Source organism: Pseudomonas sp. Leaf15 (assembly GCF_001421425.1).
In the GTDB taxonomy this organism is placed as follows: Bacteria; Pseudomonadota; Gammaproteobacteria; order Pseudomonadales; family Pseudomonadaceae; genus Aquipseudomonas; species Aquipseudomonas salomonii.
In genome coordinates, this window is record NZ_LMKI01000023.1 from 25,301 (window position 1) to 45,009 (window position 19,709).

Annotated in this window: 19 protein-coding genes; 7 read left to right on the forward strand and 12 right to left on the reverse strand. The window is 60.4% G+C overall.

Features of this window, described 5'->3' with window-relative positions:
- The first annotated feature begins 83 nt into the window (after nucleotides 1-83).
- Nucleotides 84-710 (forward strand): helix-turn-helix transcriptional regulator, encoded by a 627-nt coding sequence (locus ASE80_RS16460; protein WP_056859857.1) that lies wholly within the window; start codon nucleotides 84-86, stop codon nucleotides 708-710.
- Here the strand turns inward: ASE80_RS16460 and ASE80_RS16465 are convergent.
- Both ASE80_RS16465 and ASE80_RS16470 read right to left on the reverse strand, forming a co-directional pair.
- The gene (locus ASE80_RS16465; protein ID WP_056859858.1) at nucleotides 698-1,078 is read right to left on the reverse strand and encodes a RidA family protein; all 381 of its coding nucleotides are present in this window, start codon (nucleotides 1,076-1,078) and stop codon (nucleotides 698-700) included. The two genes, ASE80_RS16460 and ASE80_RS16465, sit on opposite strands and share 13 nt — an antisense overlap.
- Complete coding sequence (locus ASE80_RS16470) at nucleotides 1,075-2,040, reverse strand: threo-3-hydroxy-L-aspartate ammonia-lyase (protein WP_056859859.1); 966 nt, start codon at nucleotides 2,038-2,040, stop codon at nucleotides 1,075-1,077. Before ASE80_RS16470 ends, ASE80_RS16465 begins: the two co-directional genes overlap by 4 nt.
- 120 nt (nucleotides 2,041-2,160) lie before the next feature.
- Here ASE80_RS16470 and ASE80_RS16475 point away from each other — a divergent pair, with 120 nt between their 5' ends.
- The 3 genes from ASE80_RS16475 to ASE80_RS16485 all read left to right on the forward strand — a co-directional run bounded on the left by ASE80_RS16475 (nucleotide 2,161) and on the right by ASE80_RS16485 (nucleotide 4,306).
- Entirely contained in the window at nucleotides 2,161-2,778 is a 618-nt protein-coding gene (locus ASE80_RS16475; RefSeq protein ID WP_056859860.1) for an LpxA family transferase, read from the forward strand.
- Between the two features lie 92 nt (nucleotides 2,779-2,870).
- The gene (locus ASE80_RS16480; protein ID WP_056859861.1) at nucleotides 2,871-3,389 is read left to right on the forward strand and encodes a sigma-70 family RNA polymerase sigma factor; all 519 of its coding nucleotides are present in this window, start codon (nucleotides 2,871-2,873) and stop codon (nucleotides 3,387-3,389) included.
- The gene (locus tag ASE80_RS16485; RefSeq protein WP_056859862.1) at nucleotides 3,386-4,306 is read left to right on the forward strand and encodes a FecR domain-containing protein; all 921 of its coding nucleotides are present in this window, start codon (nucleotides 3,386-3,388) and stop codon (nucleotides 4,304-4,306) included. Before ASE80_RS16480 ends, ASE80_RS16485 begins: the two co-directional genes overlap by 4 nt.
- A 248-nt stretch (nucleotides 4,307-4,554) precedes the next feature.
- Here ASE80_RS16485 and ASE80_RS16490 read toward each other — a convergent pair whose 3' ends face one another.
- From ASE80_RS16490 to ASE80_RS16500, 3 genes are read right to left on the reverse strand one after another with little or no spacing between them, the layout of a single operon-like run.
- Complete coding sequence (locus ASE80_RS16490; RefSeq protein ID WP_056859863.1) at nucleotides 4,555-5,271, reverse strand: ABC transporter ATP-binding protein; 717 nt, start codon at nucleotides 5,269-5,271, stop codon at nucleotides 4,555-4,557.
- Nucleotides 5,268-6,095, reverse strand: coding sequence for an ABC transporter permease (locus tag ASE80_RS16495; protein WP_056859864.1), 828 nt, complete (start codon nucleotides 6,093-6,095; stop codon nucleotides 5,268-5,270). Before ASE80_RS16495 ends, ASE80_RS16490 begins: the two co-directional genes overlap by 4 nt.
- Nucleotides 6,096-6,105: 10 nt before the next feature.
- Nucleotides 6,106-7,071: an aliphatic sulfonate ABC transporter substrate-binding protein gene (locus ASE80_RS16500; RefSeq protein ID WP_056859865.1), complete on the reverse strand. Its 966-nt coding sequence runs from the start codon at nucleotides 7,069-7,071 to the stop codon at nucleotides 6,106-6,108.
- A gap of 317 nt (nucleotides 7,072-7,388) precedes the next feature.
- On the opposite strand from ASE80_RS16500, the gene ASE80_RS16505 reads away from it, so the two are divergent.
- On the forward strand, nucleotides 7,389-7,604 hold the full coding sequence (locus ASE80_RS16505; RefSeq protein ID WP_003173733.1) for a TOBE domain-containing protein: 216 nt from the start codon (nucleotides 7,389-7,391) through the stop codon (nucleotides 7,602-7,604).
- 163 nt (nucleotides 7,605-7,767) lie between these two features.
- Here the strand turns inward: ASE80_RS16505 and ASE80_RS16510 are convergent, their stop codons facing one another.
- Nucleotides 7,768-8,913 carry a MalY/PatB family protein gene (locus ASE80_RS16510; protein WP_056859866.1) on the reverse strand — a complete coding sequence of 382 codons (1,146 nt, stop codon included), beginning with the start codon at nucleotides 8,911-8,913 and terminating at the stop codon, nucleotides 7,768-7,770.
- Nucleotides 8,914-9,343: 430 nt separating this feature from the next.
- Between ASE80_RS16510 and ASE80_RS16515 the strand changes: the two genes are divergently transcribed.
- Nucleotides 9,344-13,570 carry a hypothetical protein gene (locus ASE80_RS16515; RefSeq protein ID WP_236708841.1) on the forward strand — a complete coding sequence of 1,409 codons (4,227 nt, stop codon included), beginning with the start codon at nucleotides 9,344-9,346 and terminating at the stop codon, nucleotides 13,568-13,570.
- A 60-nt stretch (nucleotides 13,571-13,630) separates the two neighbouring features.
- Here the strand turns inward: ASE80_RS16515 and ASE80_RS16520 are convergent, their stop codons facing one another.
- Genes ASE80_RS16520 through ASE80_RS16530 form a run of 3 tightly spaced genes read right to left on the reverse strand, consistent with a single transcriptional unit; the run spans nucleotide 13,631 to nucleotide 15,127 of the window.
- Complete coding sequence (locus ASE80_RS16520; protein ID WP_056859868.1) at nucleotides 13,631-14,221, reverse strand: FMN-dependent NADH-azoreductase; 591 nt, start codon at nucleotides 14,219-14,221, stop codon at nucleotides 13,631-13,633.
- Nucleotides 14,218-14,661 (reverse strand): GNAT family N-acetyltransferase, encoded by a 444-nt coding sequence (locus ASE80_RS16525; RefSeq protein WP_056859869.1) that lies wholly within the window; start codon nucleotides 14,659-14,661, stop codon nucleotides 14,218-14,220. Before ASE80_RS16525 ends, ASE80_RS16520 begins: the two co-directional genes overlap by 4 nt.
- The gene (locus ASE80_RS16530; protein WP_056859870.1) at nucleotides 14,651-15,127 is read right to left on the reverse strand and encodes a carboxymuconolactone decarboxylase family protein; all 477 of its coding nucleotides are present in this window, start codon (nucleotides 15,125-15,127) and stop codon (nucleotides 14,651-14,653) included. Before ASE80_RS16530 ends, ASE80_RS16525 begins: the two co-directional genes overlap by 11 nt.
- A 132-nt stretch (nucleotides 15,128-15,259) precedes the next feature.
- Here ASE80_RS16530 and pdxR point away from each other — a divergent pair, with 132 nt between their 5' ends.
- Complete coding sequence (gene pdxR / locus ASE80_RS16535) at nucleotides 15,260-16,636, forward strand: MocR-like pyridoxine biosynthesis transcription factor PdxR (protein WP_056859871.1); 1,377 nt, start codon at nucleotides 15,260-15,262, stop codon at nucleotides 16,634-16,636.
- 81 nt (nucleotides 16,637-16,717) lie between these two features.
- On the opposite strand, the gene ASE80_RS16540 is transcribed toward pdxR, so the two are convergent.
- From ASE80_RS16540 to ASE80_RS16550, 3 genes are all read right to left on the reverse strand, one after another.
- Nucleotides 16,718-18,028 (reverse strand): MFS transporter, encoded by a 1,311-nt coding sequence (locus ASE80_RS16540; RefSeq protein ID WP_056859872.1) that lies wholly within the window; start codon nucleotides 18,026-18,028, stop codon nucleotides 16,718-16,720.
- 277 nt (nucleotides 18,029-18,305) lie between these two features.
- A complete protein-coding gene (locus ASE80_RS16545) occupies nucleotides 18,306-18,938 on the reverse strand; it encodes an N-carbamoylsarcosine amidohydrolase (protein WP_056859873.1) in 633 nt (210 codons plus the stop codon).
- A gap of 11 nt (nucleotides 18,939-18,949) precedes the next feature.
- Nucleotides 18,950-19,702, reverse strand: a complete 753-nt coding sequence (locus tag ASE80_RS16550; protein ID WP_056859874.1) for a maleate cis-trans isomerase family protein — start codon at nucleotides 19,700-19,702, stop codon at nucleotides 18,950-18,952.
- Nucleotides 19,703-19,709: the final 7 nt, after the last annotated feature.

Sequence of the window (19,709 nt, forward strand, 5' to 3'; positions counted from 1 at the left end):
CCAGGGTGTCCATGGTTGAAGTTCCACTAGGGTGGACAATGGCCAAATTGACGGCCTGTCCAGGACTGGATATGTTGTCTTGCATGAAAAAGACCTCTCCTGAAGAAACCACCCTGATCAGCCAGCTCGAACAGATTGCCGAAGGCTTGAGCAAAACCTTCAGCCCGTTCTGCGAAGTGGTGCTGCACGATTTGCGCGACCCGCAGCAGGCGATCCTGGCGATCCATAACAACCTCTCCGGGCGCTCGCCGGGCGACCCGACCACCGAGTTGGGCCTGGCGCGGATTGCCGACCCCGACTACCCGCAGATCATTGCCAATTACCGCAATCAGTTCGCCGATGGCCGCCAGGTCAAAAGCACCTCGATCGGCATCAAGGACACCAGCGGCAAGTATGTCGCGGCCTTGTGCATGAACGTCGACCTTTCACTGTTCCGTGGCCTGCAGGGCATGCTCGAGCAATTTGGCTCGGTTACCGGCGACACCTTGATTGAATCCCTGGAGCCGTCCGGTGCCGATGTGATCCGCACCCGTATCGACCAGTTCGCCGCACGCCTGGCCACCACGCCGCGCGCGCTCAAGGCGGCGGATCGACGGCTGTTGCTGCAAGAGCTCAAAGACTCGGGCTGCATGGACATTCGCCGGGCCATGGAGACCGTGGCTGCGCACCTGGGCGTGTCACGGGCGGCGGTCTACACCTACGCCAAGTAGCGCGCCACAGCTTCAATCTCCACCCGGTAACCGTGGTGCAACTCGGGCACCGGCACCACCGCGCGGGCAGGGCGGTGCTCGCCCAGCGCGGCGGCGTAAATACGGTCGAATTGTGCCCAATGCTGCACCCCGGCCACATACACCGTGACTTTCACCAGATCCTGCGGCGAGCCACCGGCGGCTTTCAGGATGGCCAGCAGATTAGCCAGCGCAAGCTGGGCCTGTTCGGCAAACGATGCTTCAAGGTTGTGGCGCCCATCCGGGCTGACCGGCAATTGCCCGGAGATATACAGCGTGTCGCCGTGGCTGATGGCCTGGGCGTAATGCCCGGCAGGCGCCGAGGCGGTCTCGGTGTGGATGATATTCATGGTGCCTCGCTGAGCAGCGCGGCATAGCGCGCGATGTCGACGTTGCCGCCGGTGACGATAATGCCCACGCGCCGGCCCTTGAACCGCTCGCCCAACTGGCGCAACGCCGCCAGGCCCAGGCAGCCGGTGGGTTCGACCACCATTTTCATGCGTTGCATAAAGAACTTCATCGCGGCCACCAATTGCGCGTCGGAGACGGTGAGAATGTCGGTGACCTTGTCGCGGATGATCGGGAAGGTGTAGTCGCCCAGGTGTTGGGTTTGCGCACCGTCGGCGATGGTCGCCGGGGTGTCGATGTGCACGATGGTGCCGGTCTGGAATGAACGCTGGCCGTCGTTGCCTGCGTGGGGCTCAACACCAAACAGCTGGCAATCGGGGGCCAGCGCGCGGGTCGACAACGCGGTGCCCGAGAGCATGCCGCCGCCACCCAGGCCGACGAACAGGGCGTCCAGAGGGCCGGTGAATTCCAACAGCTCCTTGGCGGCCGTGCCTTGGCCGGCGAGGATGTGTGGGTGGTCGTAAGGCGGGATCAACGTCATGCCATGTTCCACCGCCAAGGTGCGGCCGATTTGCTCACGGTCCTCGTTGAAGCGGTCATACAGCACCACGCGGGCGCCATATTCCCGGGTGGCGGCGACCTTGGCGGCGGGCGCGTCGGCGGGCATCACGATGGTCGCCGGCATACCGAGCAATTGGGCGGCCAACGCAATGCCCTGGGCATGGTTGCCGGAGGAGAACGCCACCACCCCGGCCTTGCGCTGCTGCGCGTCGAACTGCGAAAGGGCGTTAAACGCACCGCGAAACTTGAACGAGCCGGTGCGCTGCAGGTTTTCACATTTGATAAACACCTGGGCGCCGGTTTCGGCGTCGAGGGTGCGTGAGGTGAACACCGGTGTTTGATGGGCGAAGCCTTCAAGGCGTTGGGCGGCGGCGACGACATTGAAATAGTCGGGCAATTGCATGAGCGGTCCTCGTTTGCTGATCTAGATAAAATATCTATATAAAGACAAATAGTAAAGCTCTGCCTCGTCCCGCCGAAGTGCTAAAGTTTTGCGTTTCTCTGACTACGAGAGGGCTCAACGTTGATACGACTCGCCGAATACATCGCCGACTTTTCCCAATCGCCGCTGGCACCCTGGGCTGACCTCGCACCTTGGGCTCTGACGACCCAGGCCCCAGTGATTGTTCGCCAGATGCTCACTCAACTGCTGGCAGCCGATTACATCATTCAGGATGAAATCGCCATCCACCGTACCGCCACCGTCGAGCCCGGCGCCTTGCTCAAAGGCCCGCTGATCATCGGCGCCGAGTGTTTTATTGCCAGTGGCTCGCTGTTGCGCGGCGGTTGCTGGCTGGATGCGCGGTGCATCATCGGCCCCGGCGCAGAGTTGAAAACCTCATTTGTATTCAGTGGCAGCAAACTGGCGCACTTCAACTTTGTCGGCGATTCGGTTCTGGGGCATGGGATCAATCTGGAAGCCGGCAGTATTGTCGCCAATTACCGTAACGAGCGGTCGGACAAGGACGTGTGGGTGCGCGTCGCCGGGCAGTTGCAGCGTACCGGCTGCGACAAGTTTGGCGCCTTGCTGGGCGATCAGTGCCGGATTGGCGCCAACGCGGTATTGGCACCGGGCGCGGTATTGGCGCCTGCCAGCGTAGTAGGGCGTGGGCAAGTGTTTGACGCAGAACTCACGGCATAAACGCAAAGTTGAAAAGAGCATGGTGCACCCGCGCGATATTAAATAGAATGAATCTCATTTGAGACTCACTCGCGCCGCGCAGGTTGCTTGCCATGACTGATGCTGTTGCCCCGACCCACACTGGCGAACTGACCTTGTCGAGTTTGTACCGTGATCATCGCAGCTGGCTCGAAAGCTGGTTACGGCGGCGCCTGGGCAATGCCTGGGATGCAGCGGACCTGACCCAGGATACCTTCGTGCGGGTGCTGGCCAGTGCCCAGCCGATTGCGCAAATGCAGGAGCCGCGCGCGTATCTGGTGACCGTCGGCAAGCGTTTGCTGGCCAACTTTCATCAGCGCCGCAGCCTTGAGCACGCCTATCTGAAGGCGCTGGCGAGTTTGCCCGAGACCTGCGTGCCGTCGCCCGAGCAACGCTGGCTGGTACTGGAAACCCTGCACGCCCTGGATGAGTTGCTTGACGGTTTGCCACAGGTGGTACGCCGCGCTTTTCTGTGGAGCCAGTTGGAGGGCCTGGGTTATCGCGAGATTGCCGAGCGGCTCGACGTCTCTGAGCGCACGGTCAAGCGCTACATGGCCCAGGCCTATGAACATTGCTTGCTGGTGGACCTGTGAGCCGCGAGGTTGCGCGCGCCGCCGCCCAATGGTTGGCGCTGCTGGAGTCCGGCGCGGCCACCGAGCGTGACCACGCCAATTTGCAGGCTTGGCGCGACAGCCATCCTCAGCACGAACAGACCTGGCAGAAGGCCCAATCGCTGCGCCGGCGCTTTAGTGACTTGCCCCAGGCAGTGGCAATGGCCAGCCTCGACCACCCGCAAGCGGGGCGGCGTGCGTTGCTCAAGCGGGCCCTGGGCGTGGCGGCGTTGGTGCCGACTGCCTGGTTGATCAGCCGCCAATTGCCCATTGAGGCGTGGCGGGCTGATTTGCACACCGCCACCGGCGAGCGCAAGCGCCTGCCATTGGCCGACGGCAGCAGCCTGCAACTCAACACGGCGACGGCGGTGGATGTTGACCTGGCACAGCGGCGCATCACGCTGGTGGACGGCGAGTTAGCGCTGACGGTGCCGGGCGCAGCGGCGATCAGTGTGCACACGCGCTACGGCCAGGTAGCGGTGAGCCAGGCCGACGTGTGCGTGCGGCAATTGGCGTCCGGCTGCCGGGTGTCGGTGTTCAAGGGCGCAGTGCAGGTGCGTGATCTGGCCGGGCAATTGACCACGTTGAACAGCGGTCAGCAAGCCTCGTTAAGGCCTCACGGGCTGAGTGCCGGGGCGGCGTTTGATGTGCAGCAACTGGGCTGGCGTGACGGCGTATTGACCGCGCAGAACCAGCCCTTTGGGGATTTCCTGCGCGAGCTGGAACGTTACCGCCCTGGTGTGTTGCGCTGGGACCCGAGCCTGGAAACGCTGCGGGTCACCGGCAGCTTTCGCCTGGATGACACCGATCGCATCCTCACGCTGCTGGCCCAGACGCTGGGGTTTGAAGTGCGAGCGCGCACGCGGTATTGGGTGACACTCAGCCGAACCCTGGTTTGACGCTGGCAACCAGGTTCGTAGCGGTGAGCAGGCTTATTGTGGTGAGCAGGCTTATTGTGGCGAGCAGGCTTGCCCTGCGTTGGGCTGCGAAGCAGCCCCAAAACAGTCACCGCAATTTTCCAGATGTTCTGCTTTGCGAACCCAAGGGGCCGCTGCGCGACCCAACGCAGGGCAAGCCTGCTCGCCACAACAGGGGGCTTGGCATAACAGTCCTGTTTGCCACTGGAAGTTAACCCATTTCCAGGAGCCTAAATCACATGCGCGCGCTGCAACTCGGTCAATGACTGTGCCTTGAGCTGCGCCAGTGCCGGGTCACGCCGGTCCCGTGGGTGTGGCAGGTCGACTGCCAGTTCCTGGCGAATACTGCTCGGCCGGTTGTCCATCACCAGCACCCGGTCACTCAAGTACAGCGCCTCGTCGACATCATGGGTCACCAGCAGCAAGGCAATCGCGTGGTGTTTGGCCAGTTGCAGCAGCAAGTCCTGCAGTTTCATGCGGGTAAAGGCATCCACTGCGCTGAACGGCTCATCAAGCAATAACACCTGCGGGCGTGAATACAGCCCGCGTGCAATGGCCACCCGTTGCGCCATGCCGCCGGACAAGGCCTTGGGCAGCGCCTGGGCGAAGCCGGTCAGGCCGACTTCTTCGATCAACTGGGTGACCCAGGCCTTGTCGTAGTGGCGGTCATCGCTGAAACCGATGTTCTGCTCCACCGTGAGCCAGGGCATCAGCCGTGGTTCCTGGAACACAAAGGCGACTTCGCCATCCGGGCTGCGCAGTTCGCCCTGGAAGTCGGTCTCCAGGCCGGCGACGATGCGCAACAATGTGCTTTTGCCACAACCGCTGGGCCCCAGCAGGCTGACGGTTTCGCGCGGTTGCAACGCCAGGTGCACATTGCTCAGTACCGCAATGCCGGCAAAGCTTTTGCGCGCCACGCGAAGCTCCAATAATGCTTGCATACTCATTGCTCCGCACCCTGGCCTGTGAAGGTGTCGCGCCAGGCCAGGCAGCGTGTTTCCAGCGCTGCGAGCAGGCCATCGCTGAGCTTGCCCAGCAGTGCCAACACGATAATGGCGGCCAGCACGATGTCGGGCCGTGAGGTTTCCCGACCATCGCTGAGCAAGTATCCGAGGCCCTTGGTGGCCGCAATCAGTTCGGCCGCCACCAGGAACATCCACGCCAGGCTCAAGCCGCTGCGCAGCCCGGTGAACAGGCCGGGCAGGGCGGCGGGCAGCAGAATCCGGCGCACCAGGCGTGACCGGCTGAAACCGTACATTTGCCCGACTTCCACCAACTTGCGGTCAATATCGCGAATCGCCGCGACACCGTTGAGGTATACCGGAAAGAACGCGCCAATCGCGATCAGCACGACCTTGGAAGTTTCATCGATACCCAGCCACAGCAGCAACAGCGGCACCCAGGCCAGGCTCGGGATCGAGCGCAGCCCGGCGAAAGTCGGCTCCAGATACGCTTCGGCTTCACGGCTCAATCCTACCCAGGCGGCAAACACCAGGGCCAGGCTGGCGCCGATGGCAAACCCTGCCAGTACCCGTAACAGGCTGGCGCTGATGTGTTTCCACAACGCGCCTTCGGCCAGGTCGGTGAGGGTCACCGCGATTTCGCTGGGGGCAGGCATCTGGTAGGACGGCAGCCAGCCGATGCGCACCACCCCCTCCAGCACCAGCAGGATCAACACCGGCAGCACCAGACCCTTGAGCCGTCTTGGCCAGGCACTGCGGTTGATCACCACAGCCGTCGGCAGCGGCAGTGATTGGCTTTTATCGGTCATCACGCCTCCCTTAAGGCTTGGGCAGGGTTTGGCCAAACGACGTGTCGATCAACTGATCGATCACGGGGTCGACATCCACGCCACGACGGACCAATTCCTCAGACACCAGGATCGGCGCGGCGGCCTTGGATGACGCCACGTCCTTGGCGCTCAGCAGCGGGTTGCTCAGGTCGGTGCGCGACAATTGCAGCTTGGCCACTTCCAGCGGCAGGCCAGCTTCATCAGCGAGCAATTTGGCGAATTCATCCGGGTGCTTCACGGCCCAATCGCGCGCCTTTTCATAGGCCCCGAGGACCTTGGTGATGGTCTGCGGGTGTGCTTTGGCATATTGCTCGGTGACGCTGATCACGCCGTAGCTGTTGAAGTCTTTATTGCGGTACAGCAAGCGCGAACCGGCCTGGATCTCACTCGCGGCCATGTGCGGGTCAAGACCGGCCCAGGCGTCCACGTCGCCTTTCTCCAAGGCGGTGCGGCCGTCGGGATGCTGCAAATGCACCAGCTCCACATCATCCTTTTTCAGCCCCGCCAGTTGCAGGCTGCGCAGGGTGAACAGGTACGGGTCGGTACCTTTGGTGGCGGCGATTTTTTTGCCTTTGAGGTCTGTGACGGTGTTGAGCGGCGAGTCTTTGCGCACCACCAGCGCGGTCCATTCAGCCCGACTGTAGACGTACACCGATTTGATCGGGCTGCCATTGGCGCGGCTCAACACCGCCGACAAGCTGGCAGACGAGGCGAAGTCGACGCCGCCACTGTTGAGGTATTCCAGCGAGCGGTTGCTGCCCTGGCTCAGCACCCAGCCGACCTTGGTGTGAGGAAGAGCCTGTTCGAGCCAGCCGAAATGCTTGAGCACCAGGCTAACGGGCGAATAATAGGCGTAATCCAGGTTGACCTGGGCGGGGTCGGTTTCGGCGGCAAAGGCTTGGGGTTGCAGGCACAGGGCGAGGGCGCAGGCACTCAATAAAGCAAAGGGTTTCATGGAACAGCTCCAGGCAAGGCGTTGAGAGAAGGCTTTTCTTATATTCAGAAAACTGAAACAGCATGTTCCATCATGCTTTAAAGGAATATGCAGTCTCTGTGCCACCTTGTGCGCAGCGGATTGCGCGGGGTTCTGCTGATTCGGCTGTCGCGGGAGAGGGCAAAGTGTTGAACGGCTGTTGGCAGGCGAACACCTTGTATATATCCATATCGTATAAATAAAGACTTATATATTCCTTTTAATATCGGTGCCGATAACGCATTTTGAGGGCCTGCGCATTCGTGCGGATTGACCCAACAGCCAAAAGGAAAGCCGACATGACCATCAAAGCGATCAACGTGCGCAACCAGTTCAAGGGCGTGATCAAGGAAATTCTGCTGGGCGAAGTGGTGTCTGAAATCGACGTGCAAACCGCGTCCGGCATCGTCACCTCAGTGATCACCACCCGCTCGGTGCGTGACCTGGAATTGAAAGTGGGCAGTGAAGTGATTGCCTTTGTGAAGTCGACTGAAGTGTCGATTGCCAAGCTGTAAATGTGTTCGCAAGTGTGGGAGCTGGCTTGCCTGCGATGGCGGTGTATCAGTTATAAACATGGCGTATGTTAATTCGCTATCGCAGGCAAGCCAGCTCCCACATTGTGCTAGGTCTCTTCAGATAGTTCGTGGGCCACCGCCGCCCGACTGATGCGTCTGCGTTTCAGCGCAGACGCAGCGCACGTTCCATACGTTGCAAACCCTCTTCGAGCATCAATCGTGGGCAGCCGAAGTTCAGGCGCACGAACTGCTGGCTGTCATCACCGAATTCGATGCCTGCGCTCAGGCCGACCCTGGCCTGTTCCAGGAAGAACTGCTGCGGGTCGGCGAGGCCCAGGGCGCTGCAATCCAGCCAGGCCAGGTAGGTGCCTTGGGGCGCGTGCATCACCACGCCGGGCAAGCGGTTTTGTACGGCGTGCAGCAGATAATCACGGTTGGCTTGCAGGTACTGCACCAGTGCGTCCAGCCATTCGCTGCATTGGCTGTAGGCGGCGCGGGTGGCTTCCAGGCCCAGCGGGCTGACGCTGTCGACCATGCCGCAGCGGGCATTGTTGAAGCGTTCGCGCACCTCGGCATTTTGCACCACGGCAAAGCAGGTCTTCAGGCCGGCGACGTTATAGGCCTTGCTCGCCGACATCAGGGTGATGGTGCGTTGGGCGATCTCGGGGCTGAGGCTGGCGGTGGGAATATGGCGACGGCCGTCAAAGCACAGCTCGGCATGGATTTCATCACTGATGATCAGTGCGCCGTTGTCCATGCAGGCATTGGCCACGGCCAGCAATTCTTCACGCGCAAAGACCTTGCCCACCGGGTTGTGCGGGTTACTCAGCAGCAGCGCACCGGCGCCGCTCAGCGCCTGGCGCATGGCGGGTATGGGGGTGACGTACTCGCCATTGATCAATTCAAACGGCACTTCGATACGCGGCAGGTTCCAGTGGCCCGGTGCCAGGCGAATCGGCCGGTAGTTCGGGGTTTGCAGCACTACGGGCTGGCCCGGCTGTACGAACGCATGCAGGGCCATATTGAAACCAGGCTCGACACCGGGCAGGAACAGCAACTCTTCAGGCTGTACGCGCCAGGCGTACTTTGCCCACAGGTCCGCGATGATGGCTTCGCGCACATCCGGGCCCGCCACGCTGTAGCCGAGAACCTGCTGGTCGAGGCGTGCGTGCAGGGCTTGCAGCACGGCGGGTGGTGCGGCGATGTCCATGTCGGCGATCCACATCGGCAGAACGTCTTGCGGGTATCGGTTCCACTTGGTGCTGCCGGTGCCTTGGCGGGGGTGGATCGTGTCGAAATCAAAGCTCATGGGGGGCTCGTATCAGGGAGGCAGGTGCAGGAATGGCGCTGATTCTAGCCCCAGCCCCGGTGATAAGGAACAAGTGTTTTTGGGTAGGCGCGAGGACGAAAAACACCTTGAGACGGGGTGCTGAAAGGCAACGCTACTAACAGAAAGTTCGCAGATAAATCTGATAGTTACACACAGTGTGTGTTTGTAGGTTAGCCCTCTACGGCATGCCTGTTACAGGGGCAGCGCTTCACTTTATTTATACTTGGAAGTCTTCATGTCGCACGTCTCCTCGGCTACGACTCAACGGTTCTCTGGCCATGTTCAACCTGCGCTTACCGACACATCGCCGCCTGTACAACCCGCTGAGCACAGCCGAACCCGCAGGGATACCTCAACTGTCGAGGTTCGGGGCCGAGTAACACCGCCTGCCTCCCTACCGGACGACAAAGTGCTTGAACATTTTGTCAGCAAGATGAGCGATGCCGCTGTGGGGCCAGGGCATGCCGACTTTAAACAAGGCTATGACACTCCCTCGGCCGTAACACTGCCGGGGTATTCAGCAAAAATGAGCGACTTGGCACTGATGCGGTTGGCACTGAACCAGGCATTGAGCCCGCAGCAACTGGGAGCACTGCGATACAGGGTTGAGCAACGCCTTATCAGTGGCCCGCATGACGATGCGAGAATATTTACCAAGGTGATCACGGACAAAGGGGTGAAGGTCACACCCATGCCACAGGGTTATTACCTCTCTTTAATCAATAAGTTATCGGACGGGCAATGTTCGGGATTCAGCCATCTTTTGTCGTTGGCCGTGGCAGAAGGCAAGCAGGACACGTTTTTGAGCAATGTGTACCAGGCGCTGGCGCATCCGGATGATCCCGAATCCCAAGTGTTTTTTCGCAAGCTGGCCGAGGTGCATGGCAAGGTTGACGACCGTGAAGTTGCGCATGACCCGGCGACCAGGAAAGTTCAAGCCTATACACAGATTGCGCCGCGACTTTATAACGCGACTGAGACCACAACACTGTTGATCAGCGCTGACGAGCATCGCCTGACGGCAGGGGTTATCGTCGACGCTACAGGCGCTCGAACCTACTATTACAATGATCCGAATATTGGGTTTACGACGTTTTCTTCTAAAGAAGCGTTTGAAAAAGGCTTGAAAAGGATATTTACCAGCCCCGAACTGAAATATTTACATCAGCCGTATAACAAGGACAGTGCTAATCCTGAATATCTGATCAGTGTGTTTAAACCTGACCATGTCCCTGAGGTTTCCAGCGACAATAACGCTATACGTTTCATGTACGACGCGCCCTTGAACGGCCTTGATAACGTTAAGGTGATCGACGCCACGCGTGTGCCAACCCAAGAGACGTTCGGTAAACAGGCGCCGGCCCCAGCCGCACAGGGGGCGGCGGACTATGAGAAAATTACCCACGGCTTGGGCAAGCTGCATGAATCCAAGGGGATGTCACAATTTGATCATGCGAAAGAGACTTTAAAGTCCGTCCAGGACTTTATCGGCAAATACCCGGACTCCTCACTGTTGTCGCCCATGAGGGAACTCGAGCACAGTTTGATCAAGGCCATGAAGGAAGCCGCTGCGCCTGTTGGATATCCTTATGCCTTCGAGCGTATAGAGCAACAGCGATCCTCTCTGGCCAGCAAACAAATAGGCACGCCATTCAATTCGCGTACCGAGGTTGTTCGAGGTACGACGTTTGATATCGTCAGCCCACCCGGCAGTGACCCCGTCAGGTCTGAACAGGTAGCCAAGGCGGTGGACGCAGCGCTGCAACGCATTCAGGCCAAAACGCCGAAAAAAGCCTTGGCGGTGGCGGGTGTTATCGACGTCGTCATTGCCAAACCGGGCGATCATCCGCAAACGAAGCTGCTGTTCAGCAATCCGCCCACGTTGATTATCGGCGACGACTTTTTCGCGCCTGCTTCTTCGGCGGACACTACCGTCGCCGATCGCGTTGGTCATCAGGCTGGGGCCAAAGGCCTTGATTCCGTCACCCAGAAGCAAGCCGCGTTGATCGCCGGCAAGCTCGGTATGCTTGGCTATTACAAAGCCGATGCCAAAGGCTTCCTGGAAGTGATTGCCAGCAAGGAACCGTTTCGCGAGGCCGGCCCTCAAGACAGTCAGCGTGCCGGCAAAAGCTCACGGGATTTCCTGGAAGAGACTTATACGTCGCGTCTCTATGAAGGCAAGCTCAACCCACAAACCAAGGCCGCGCACGACAAACTGTTTCCTACAGCAACCAGCCCCGCCGCTCCGATCGCTACGCCATCGGGCCGTGCAGTGACGCCGCCCAAAACACCCGCGCAGGCGTCGCCGACAGTCACTGCATTCACACCGCCAAAGACGGTACCCGCGATTGACCCAGCGGTAATAGAACGCCTGAAAAAGCTGGATGCCAGCCAGCCGCCCATTAAGTTCGGTGAAATCGAGGTCAGCCGTGTCGAGCTTTACAAAATGGGCGTAAACCTCAATGGCGACCCGATCGAGACGCAGATGCCGTCTGATCCAGACGGCAGAAAGATGGTCGGCGCGATGGAAATTGACTATCTGCGCCTGGAAGCGTTTATCAAATCCGGATCGGATGCTGTCGGCGAGCGTGCAAGTAATGTGCTTGCCGAGATCGCCTCCCTGCGTGAGTCCACGGTACCGTTGCTGAAACGGCGTGACGGCGGCACCATCCCTGAGGTTCTGCAGCAATCGATGAGTGACATGTCGCGACACTCTGCCGCGATACGGGATATGCAGCGCAGCAATAAACCGCTGCCGACGGACTTTTTTTCCTCCGGTACGCCCGCAAAGACAGGCGCGGCGACCTCGGGTGGTTTGGGTTTTCAGGTTTACAGTACCTTCCAAGGGCTGCGCACGGCTGTCCAGGGCCTCCAGCGTGGCGACACCACGGCAGCCGCCATAGGGTTTGGTGGCGTAGGCGCTGATTATGCCGGGATGGCCGTGGAGGCGGCGCTCAATAAAGTCGCGCAAAAGGTCGTCAACAGGGCCGCACCGACAATACTCAGTTTTCAGTCATCTTCGGTTGGCAAGATGATTGGCACAGTGGCAGGGCGTGTCGGTTTAATTATCAGTGTTCCGATTGATACCTATACGGCCGTCGATTCGTTCATAAAGGCGGGGCGCAGCAGCGGTAAGGAAGCTCAGGATCACTACGTCAATGGTGCATTGGCCGTCGCCAATGCCGCTACGTCGATTGCCCTGGGGGCCGCGTTTCTCGCGGGGTCCAGCAGTGCCGGGCCGGCGGGGCTGGTGGTGGCCGGCGGATTGATGGTTGCACAGTCGATTTATTCAGCCGTGCGCACTGTGGAAGATATTGATAAACACACACCGTTGACGAGCAACCAGAAGTTTACCCTTGGCCTGAAGTCATTCCTGGGCTTTGCACCAGGTTTTGATGTGATGAAACCCTACTTGCAAGCGAAATACGCCCATGAACACGAGGATAAAACCCGGGCTCGCTACAAGGCGTTCCTGGAAGGGCCAGGCAAGGATCTTTATGAACGTGTCGTGTATGGCAACACGCAGGTCGAGGTCACACAGGTTCCAGGAAAAGTTCCGTTGACCCCGGCACTCTGGTGGAACATTCCGGCGTTGCTACTGAACCTGATCAAAGTCGATGGCAAAGTCCCGACGGCCACCTTGCGCGGCGGTAATGATCGGATTACCGCGCCTGAAGCGTCCTGGGATGGCCTGTCGATCAAGCCTGTCGACGGTGTACAGGGAGGAGGCAGGGGCACGTTCTGGGCGTTGGGCGACGGAGATGACGTGGTCGCCGGGGTGATGAAAAAACACAATTATTTTTCTTTTGAGGGCGGCAAAAAGCTGATCACCGGCGGAAACGCCGACGATACCTTTAACTTCAATGCCGATGCACGCCAGACACTCGAGCAAATGCGGCAGGTGCAGGATACCGAGAAAAACGGCTTCAGCCCAAAGGCCTCAGAACTCTGGGGCGGCGAGGGCACCAATACGCTGAGCTTTTCGGGTGAGCTGCGTACCACTTACAGCGTCGATGGCGAGACTAAAACAGCGGCCTATTCAGGGCATATCATCGACTTTAAAACCGGGGCGGTTTCGGTCAACGCCCAGGACTCCAAAACCAACGGTGTAACGCCCATTGCGTATTTCCATGCGTTCTCCAATGCCGTCACGGTTGAAAATGGCGAAAGTTATATCCAGGGCAATGATCAAGACAATCACCTGACGTTGAACGGCAAAAAGGACGTGGTGCTGACGGGCAAAGGCGCCAACGTGATTGTGATCAATGGTGGCGCCGACATCGTCGGCCAGGGTGGGTTTAATACTTACGAAATCAACAAGGGCAATCAGGCTGTGACCATCAATGATCCGGTCGAAAGTGTTATCAAACTGGACTACAGCGCCTCGCAGGTTTTCGATTGGGGCGTTACGCCTGAGGGTGACCTGGTGGCCACGCTCAAGGGCGACAAGCCTGGGCAATACCGGACGTTGTTTATCAAGAATGCCTACCCCAAGGGCGGGACGGAGGATAAGGCCAGGCCCACTTTCCTCACCAATGATGGCGTGATGATTACGATCAATGCCCCACGCAAGGCGGGTTCGGACGACCGGGTTGTGCAGGTAAACCGTTTGAACGTCGAAACCCCCAAGGCATGACGAGCGCTGACGGGCCCATGGAGGGGCCAGTCGATCTGCGCACTCAAGCGTGCCCTGCATTCAGCTGGGGCGGATCGCTTCGTACAGCTGCCGGTGTGCCTGTTCCACAGCGCGGGCCACCGCTTCTTCGCCGCGCACCATGGCGCCCAGGTAAACGAAGTCCACCGAATGGATACCCACCGTAGACAGGATGGTGGTCATGTAGGGCGTGAGAAAGTCCGGCTCATGCCCCTTGCGCGCATTGCCGCTGCTGACCAGCACAAAGGTGCGTCGGTCCTTGAGCAGGCCGACTTTCTCGAACTGCGCATTGATGGTGAAACTGCGATGGATGCGCACCACATGGTCGATCCAGACCTTGAGCGCCGCCGGCACGGTGAAGTTGTGCACCGGCGTGCAGACGATCAACAGGTCGCAGGCTTCCAGTTCGACGATCAACTGTTCCGACAACGCCGTGGCACTGCCACTCAAGCCGCCAGGGGTAGTGAGTGCGTTCGCGTATTCACGGGTCAACGGCGCCAGCGCCTGGCTGCCGTAGTCGCGCTCGATGACGTCGGCGCCAGGCACCAGGTCGCTGAGCAGGGCACGGGCCAGCTTGAAGGTCTGCGCGGCCTTGCCGTGGGGGCTGAAGCTGAGGAGCAGGGCGCGGGTCATTGGCTCAGGTCCTGGGAAAAGTGCATGCCTCGCGGCAGCAGGCCTTGGCGAAAGTAAAAACGCTGGGCCAGGGCCATATGCAGGCCGGTGTCCAGCACCAGGTAACGATAACCGCGGGCGCGGGTTTCTGCGCGGACCCGGTCGAGCAACTGCTCGCCCAGGCGACGGCGCTGCAAGGTGGCGTCCACCACCAGGTCATCGACGTAGATAAACTCGCCGTACAGGGTGTTTTCCGTCAGGCGGTAACCGGCAAGGCCAATAACCTTGCCGTGTTCACGCGCGGCCAGCAGGTGATAGCCGTGCCGGCGCTGGCGCTGAACCTGTGCGGCGAAACGGGCGGCGTCGGTCAGGTGCGGGCGCAGTTGCTGCATCACGGCAAAGCTTGCAATGCAGTCGGCCTCGGTTTCCATGAGGGCGAACTCGACGTGCTCATTGGTCATTGAGGTTCACCAGGTGGGCCTTGATCGCCTCCGGCACTTTACGAAAGCTGATGGCCACGCGGTTCAAGGCGTTCATCAAGGAAATGGCCAGGGTCAGGTCGGCGATTTCCTTGTCGTTGAACACCGTGGCGACGGCGGCGTAATCGGCGTCCGGCACGTGGGTTTGCGCCACCTGGGTGACCACTTCGGCCCAGGCCAGGGCGGCTTGTTCACGCACCGTGAACAGCGGCAGGGCTTCATGCCAGGCGGCCAGCAGCATGATCTTTTCCAGGCTTACGCCTTGCTTGAGCAAGTCGCGGGAATGGGAGTCCAGGCAATAGGCGCAGCCATTGAGCTGCGAAACCCGCAGGTACACCAGCTCAATCAGTTCTTTCTCCAGGCCACAGCCATGCACATAGCTGTGCACGGCGCCCAGGGCCTTGTAACCAACAGGAGCGGCGTGGCCGTAATCGAGACGGTGTTTCATGGATGATCCTTGGGTTGCGTTAAGAGATGCGCCATTTTCGGGGGTGGCAGGGTTGCTCGACAGGGGCATGATTGGACAAGTGGGTTGGGACATGATCAGACTCTGCCTTGTCGTTCTGCCGAGCCCCTTGTGATGTCGTCATTGCCCAAATATCAGGAAATCTACCGCCGCTTCCGCCTGGCCATCGACCAGGGCCAGCTCGGCCCCGGTGACCGGGTGCCGTCGGTGCGCAGTCTGGCGCTGGAACTCAAGATCGCCCGAGGGACCGTGGAGGCGGCTTACCAGTTGCTGGTCAGCGAGGGTTTTTTCGAGGCGCGTGGGCAGGCGGGCACCGTGATTGCGCGGACATTGCCGCAGGTGGCCATGAAGCCCCAGCCCGCCGCACCACCACCAACCTCGGCGCCGCCCGCCTTGCAAATGGGCCAGCCGGCGCTGGATGCCTTCCCACGCAAGCTCTGGGCGCGGTTGGTCACCCAGCAGGTACGCCGCACCGATGCCGACAGCCTGGCCATGGGCGACGTGCGCGGCGCCCAGGCGTTGCGCGTGGCGATTGCCAGTTATCTCGCGCTGTACCGGGGCGTGGAATGCACGCCCCAACAGGTATTTATCTGTTCGGGGTATGCCGGCTCCCTGACGCTGATGTGCGACGCGCTGCAGATGGCCGGGCAGCGCTGCTGGTACGAAGACCCGGGTTATGTGCATGCGCGGCAGTTGTTGCTCCATCAAGGGGTTGAGCTGGTGCCGGTACCGGTCGACGGTGATGGGCTGGATGTGGCGCAGGGCATCCAGCGTGAGCCGCAGGCGCGATTGGCGATTGTCACGCCGGCCCACCAGAGCCCGCTGGGTGTGGCGTTGAGCCTGGCGCGGCGCCAGGCGTTGCTGGCCTGGGCGCAAGCGCAGGGCAGTTGGGTGCTGGAGGATGATTACGACAGTGAGTTTCGCTACCAGGGCCAGCCATTGGCAGCGCTCAAGAGCCAGGACGTGCACGACCGGGTGATTCATTCCGGGAGCTTCAGCAAGATGCTGTTTCCGGGCTTGCGCTTGGGCTATCTGGTGGTGCCGGCGGCGTTGGTGGAGGTGTTCGGGCGCAGCGCCGAGGCGTTGCAGCAGCGCGGTGCGCAGTTGTTGCAGCTGACCGCGGCGGATTTTCTCGAGCAGGGCCACTTCACCCGGCATTTGAAGAAGATGCGTCAGTTATATGCGCTGCGAAGGGGCTTTTTGGTGGCGGCGTTACAGGCACATTGCGCAGATTTTTTACGCGTGGATGAACAGGCCGGGGGGATTAATTTGTTGGCGCGGTTGCTGGTGCCCGTGCCGGATCGCGTGGTTGCCGAAGCCGCCAATGAAGCGGGGTTGGCGGTTAACGCCTTGTCGTCGTGGACCCTGGAGCCGGGAGGCGGGCAGGGTTTGTTGATGGGCTTTACCAATGTGGCCACGGCCGAACAGGCCGCTGAACAGGCATTGAGGCTGCGGGACATATTTCGGGCATGTCACCAGTCAAATGTGTGAGCGGGCTTGCTGTGGCGATCAAGCCCGCACCTGTCAGCTTTGGCCCATCAGAGTTGGACGGCTGTCGGCAACGTGATCAGGTTAACGGTTCACCAGTTTCGCCGGCAAGGCGATGACCAGGAAGCTGCTGAGAATCAGGCAGCCAGCGAAAAACCACAAGGCACCCGCGCTGCTGCCGGTGACGTCGATCGCAACCCCCATCAACGAGTTGCTGACCAGGCCTGCGATATTCGCCAGCGAACAGGCCAGGGCAAAACCGGTGGCCGCTGCGGTGCCTTTGAGGAAGGTTGCCGGCAAGCTGAAAAATACCGGCACGGCGCCGATGATGGCGGCTGACGCGATGGCGAACAGCAACACGGTGGCGACCACGCTATGGGTAAAGAACGTGCTGGTGGCCATCGCCGCCGCACCGATGAAGAACGGCACGATGATGTGCCAGCGGCGTTCACGGTGTTTGTCGGAGCTGGCGCCGATCAGCAGCATGCCCAGCAAGGCGGCAACGCTGGGCAATGCAGTCAGCACGCCGATGTGGAAGGTGTCGGTCACCCCGGCATTGCGGATGAAGGTCGGCATCCAGAACCCCATGGCATAGGCGCTGAGCAGGATCGAGAAATCGATACCACCGAGCATCCACACCTTGAGGTTGAAGAAGCCGTCACGGAAGCTGTGCTTGCTGCCGGTGGCGTCGGCTTCGTCCTTGCGCAGTTCGCTTTCCAGCAAGGCTTTTTCCTCGTCTGACAGCCATTTGGCCTGCTGGAATGTATTGGGCAGTGCCCAGAAGGTCAGCACGCCAAGCAGGACGCTGGGCACCGCTTCGATCAGGAACAACCATTGCCAGCCACGCAGGCCGCCCAGGTTGTCGAAGTGGCCCATGATCCAGCCTGAAAGCGGGCCGCCGATGACGCTGGACAGCGGCAGGCCGATCATGAACAGCGCGATGATGCGCCCGCGTCGGTGCGTCGGGAACCAGGTGGTCAGGTAATACAAGACGCCCGGCAAAAAGCCCGCTTCGGCGGCGCCAAGCAGAAAGCGCAGGATGTAGAACTGGGTGGTGGAGGTGACCAGCATGGTACAGGCCGAGAGCAGGCCCCAGGTGATCATGATGCGCGCGATCCAGATCTTCGCGCCCACGCGTTCAAGTACCAGGTTGCTGGGCACTTCGAAGATGATATAGCCGACGAAAAACAAGCCGGCACCCAGGCCGAACGCGGTTTCGCTGAAGTGCAACTGGTCGAGCATCTGCAACTTGGCGAAGCCGATGTTGATGCGGTCCAGGTAGGCGGCCAGGTAGCAGAAACACAGGAACGGAATCAGCTTCCAGGTGATCTTGTGGTAGAGCGTGGTAACGGGGTCGGCGACCGTAGTCGCGGGCGCTGCATTCGCAATGGGCATCGGGGTGTCTCCTGGCGGTGACTTATGGTTTTTATACAGCCGCTTTTTTCAGCACTTTGGAGTGCTGTAGAAGCGACTTCCAAAGGCAGTGACAGAAGACTGAAAGCTGCACCGGCTTTTCAATGTGGGAGCTGGCTTGCCTGCGATAGCGGTGGATCAGCAACAATTATGTTGCCTGACACTCCGTCATCGCAGGCAAGCCAGCTCCCACCGTTGGGCGGAGCGGCTCACAGTTTTGTGCAAGACCGCGCTCTGTGGCGCAGTTCTTCGTAACCGTTTATTGCTCCTTGAACTTGCTCATCGCCTCCTGCTTGCTCACTACATCGCCATACTTACTGTCGATGTCGAACAGATTGGCTGCATGGGGCGCCGGGTGTCGGTCGCCGACGCATTCGCGCACGACGATGGTGCGAAACCCATGCTGCACCGCATCCACCGCCGTGGCGCGGATGCAGCCGCTGGTGGAACAGCCGGCCAGCACCACGGTGTCGATGCCTTGGGCGTGCAGCATCGGGGCCAGGCTGCTGCCGAAGAAGGCGCTGGCGTATTGCTTGGTGATCACCACTTCATCCGCCTGGGGCAACACCTCGGTACAGAACGCCGCGAGCGGGTTGCCCTCGACCATGTCTTTCATCACCGGGGCTTTCTTGACCCAGATACCGCCATCGGCGAAATGGCCGGGATGGTAGCGGATATTGGTGTGCACCACCGTAATCCCGTGCTGGCGAGCAGTGGCCAGCAGCTCGACGCTTTCAGCCACGGCCACCACCACTTCAGGGGCATACAACGGCGCGCCTTCGGTGGTGTAGCCCTGCATAAAGTCGATCATCAGCAGCGCGGATTTTTTGCCGAAGCCGATGCGATTGCCCCAGACGCCCTGGTAGTTGGCGTCGGCGGATTGTTCGTTCATCACCACGCTCCTCAGTAAGCGCCGGACAGCAGGGCGCCGGCGCCGGGCACCACAGGCTCCAGGTTCAAGGCCTTGAGCATGGCGTAGGTGGTGGCGATGGCGGCGGTGAGTACCGGTTTGCCGGTTTGCGCTTCAACCTTGGCCACCACCGGCAGCGACTGCATCTGCACGCAGGCAGAGAGCACGATCACGTCCACCCCTTCCAGGTTCATGCCGGCGACGATGGCCGGCAAGTTGGCCGGGTCGTGGCGCGCCACTTCGAGGTTGTCTGGGATCTCCAGGGCGCGCCAGTCCACCACGTCAAAGCCTTCTTCGCGGATGTAGTTCACCACCAGCTCGGTCAGTGGCTTCATGTACGGCGCGACGATGGCGATGCGCTTGGCACCCATCACTTTCAAGCCTTCGATCAAGGCGCCGGCGCTGGTGATCACCGGCGCGTTGGCGTCGTTATCGGCGGTGGCTTTACGCAGGCGCTGTTCGGAATTGCGGTGATAACCCAGACCCATGGCCATGATCGCCACCAGGCAGGCATAACCCAGCACGTCGACCTTGGCGTCGGACAGCTCGATGGCGCAACGGTCGGACTCGCCGTCCATGGCCGCCAGTTCTTCCTTGCGCACCTGCTTCATGCGCATGCGGCTGGAGTGAAAGGTAAAGCGTTCGGGGCGGATCGCCTGGCGCGCGTTAAGCATCGCCGGGATCTCGGTCTCCATGGTGGTGTTGGAACTCGGCACGATCTGGCCGATGCGGTAAGGCTTGAGCATGGTGGTG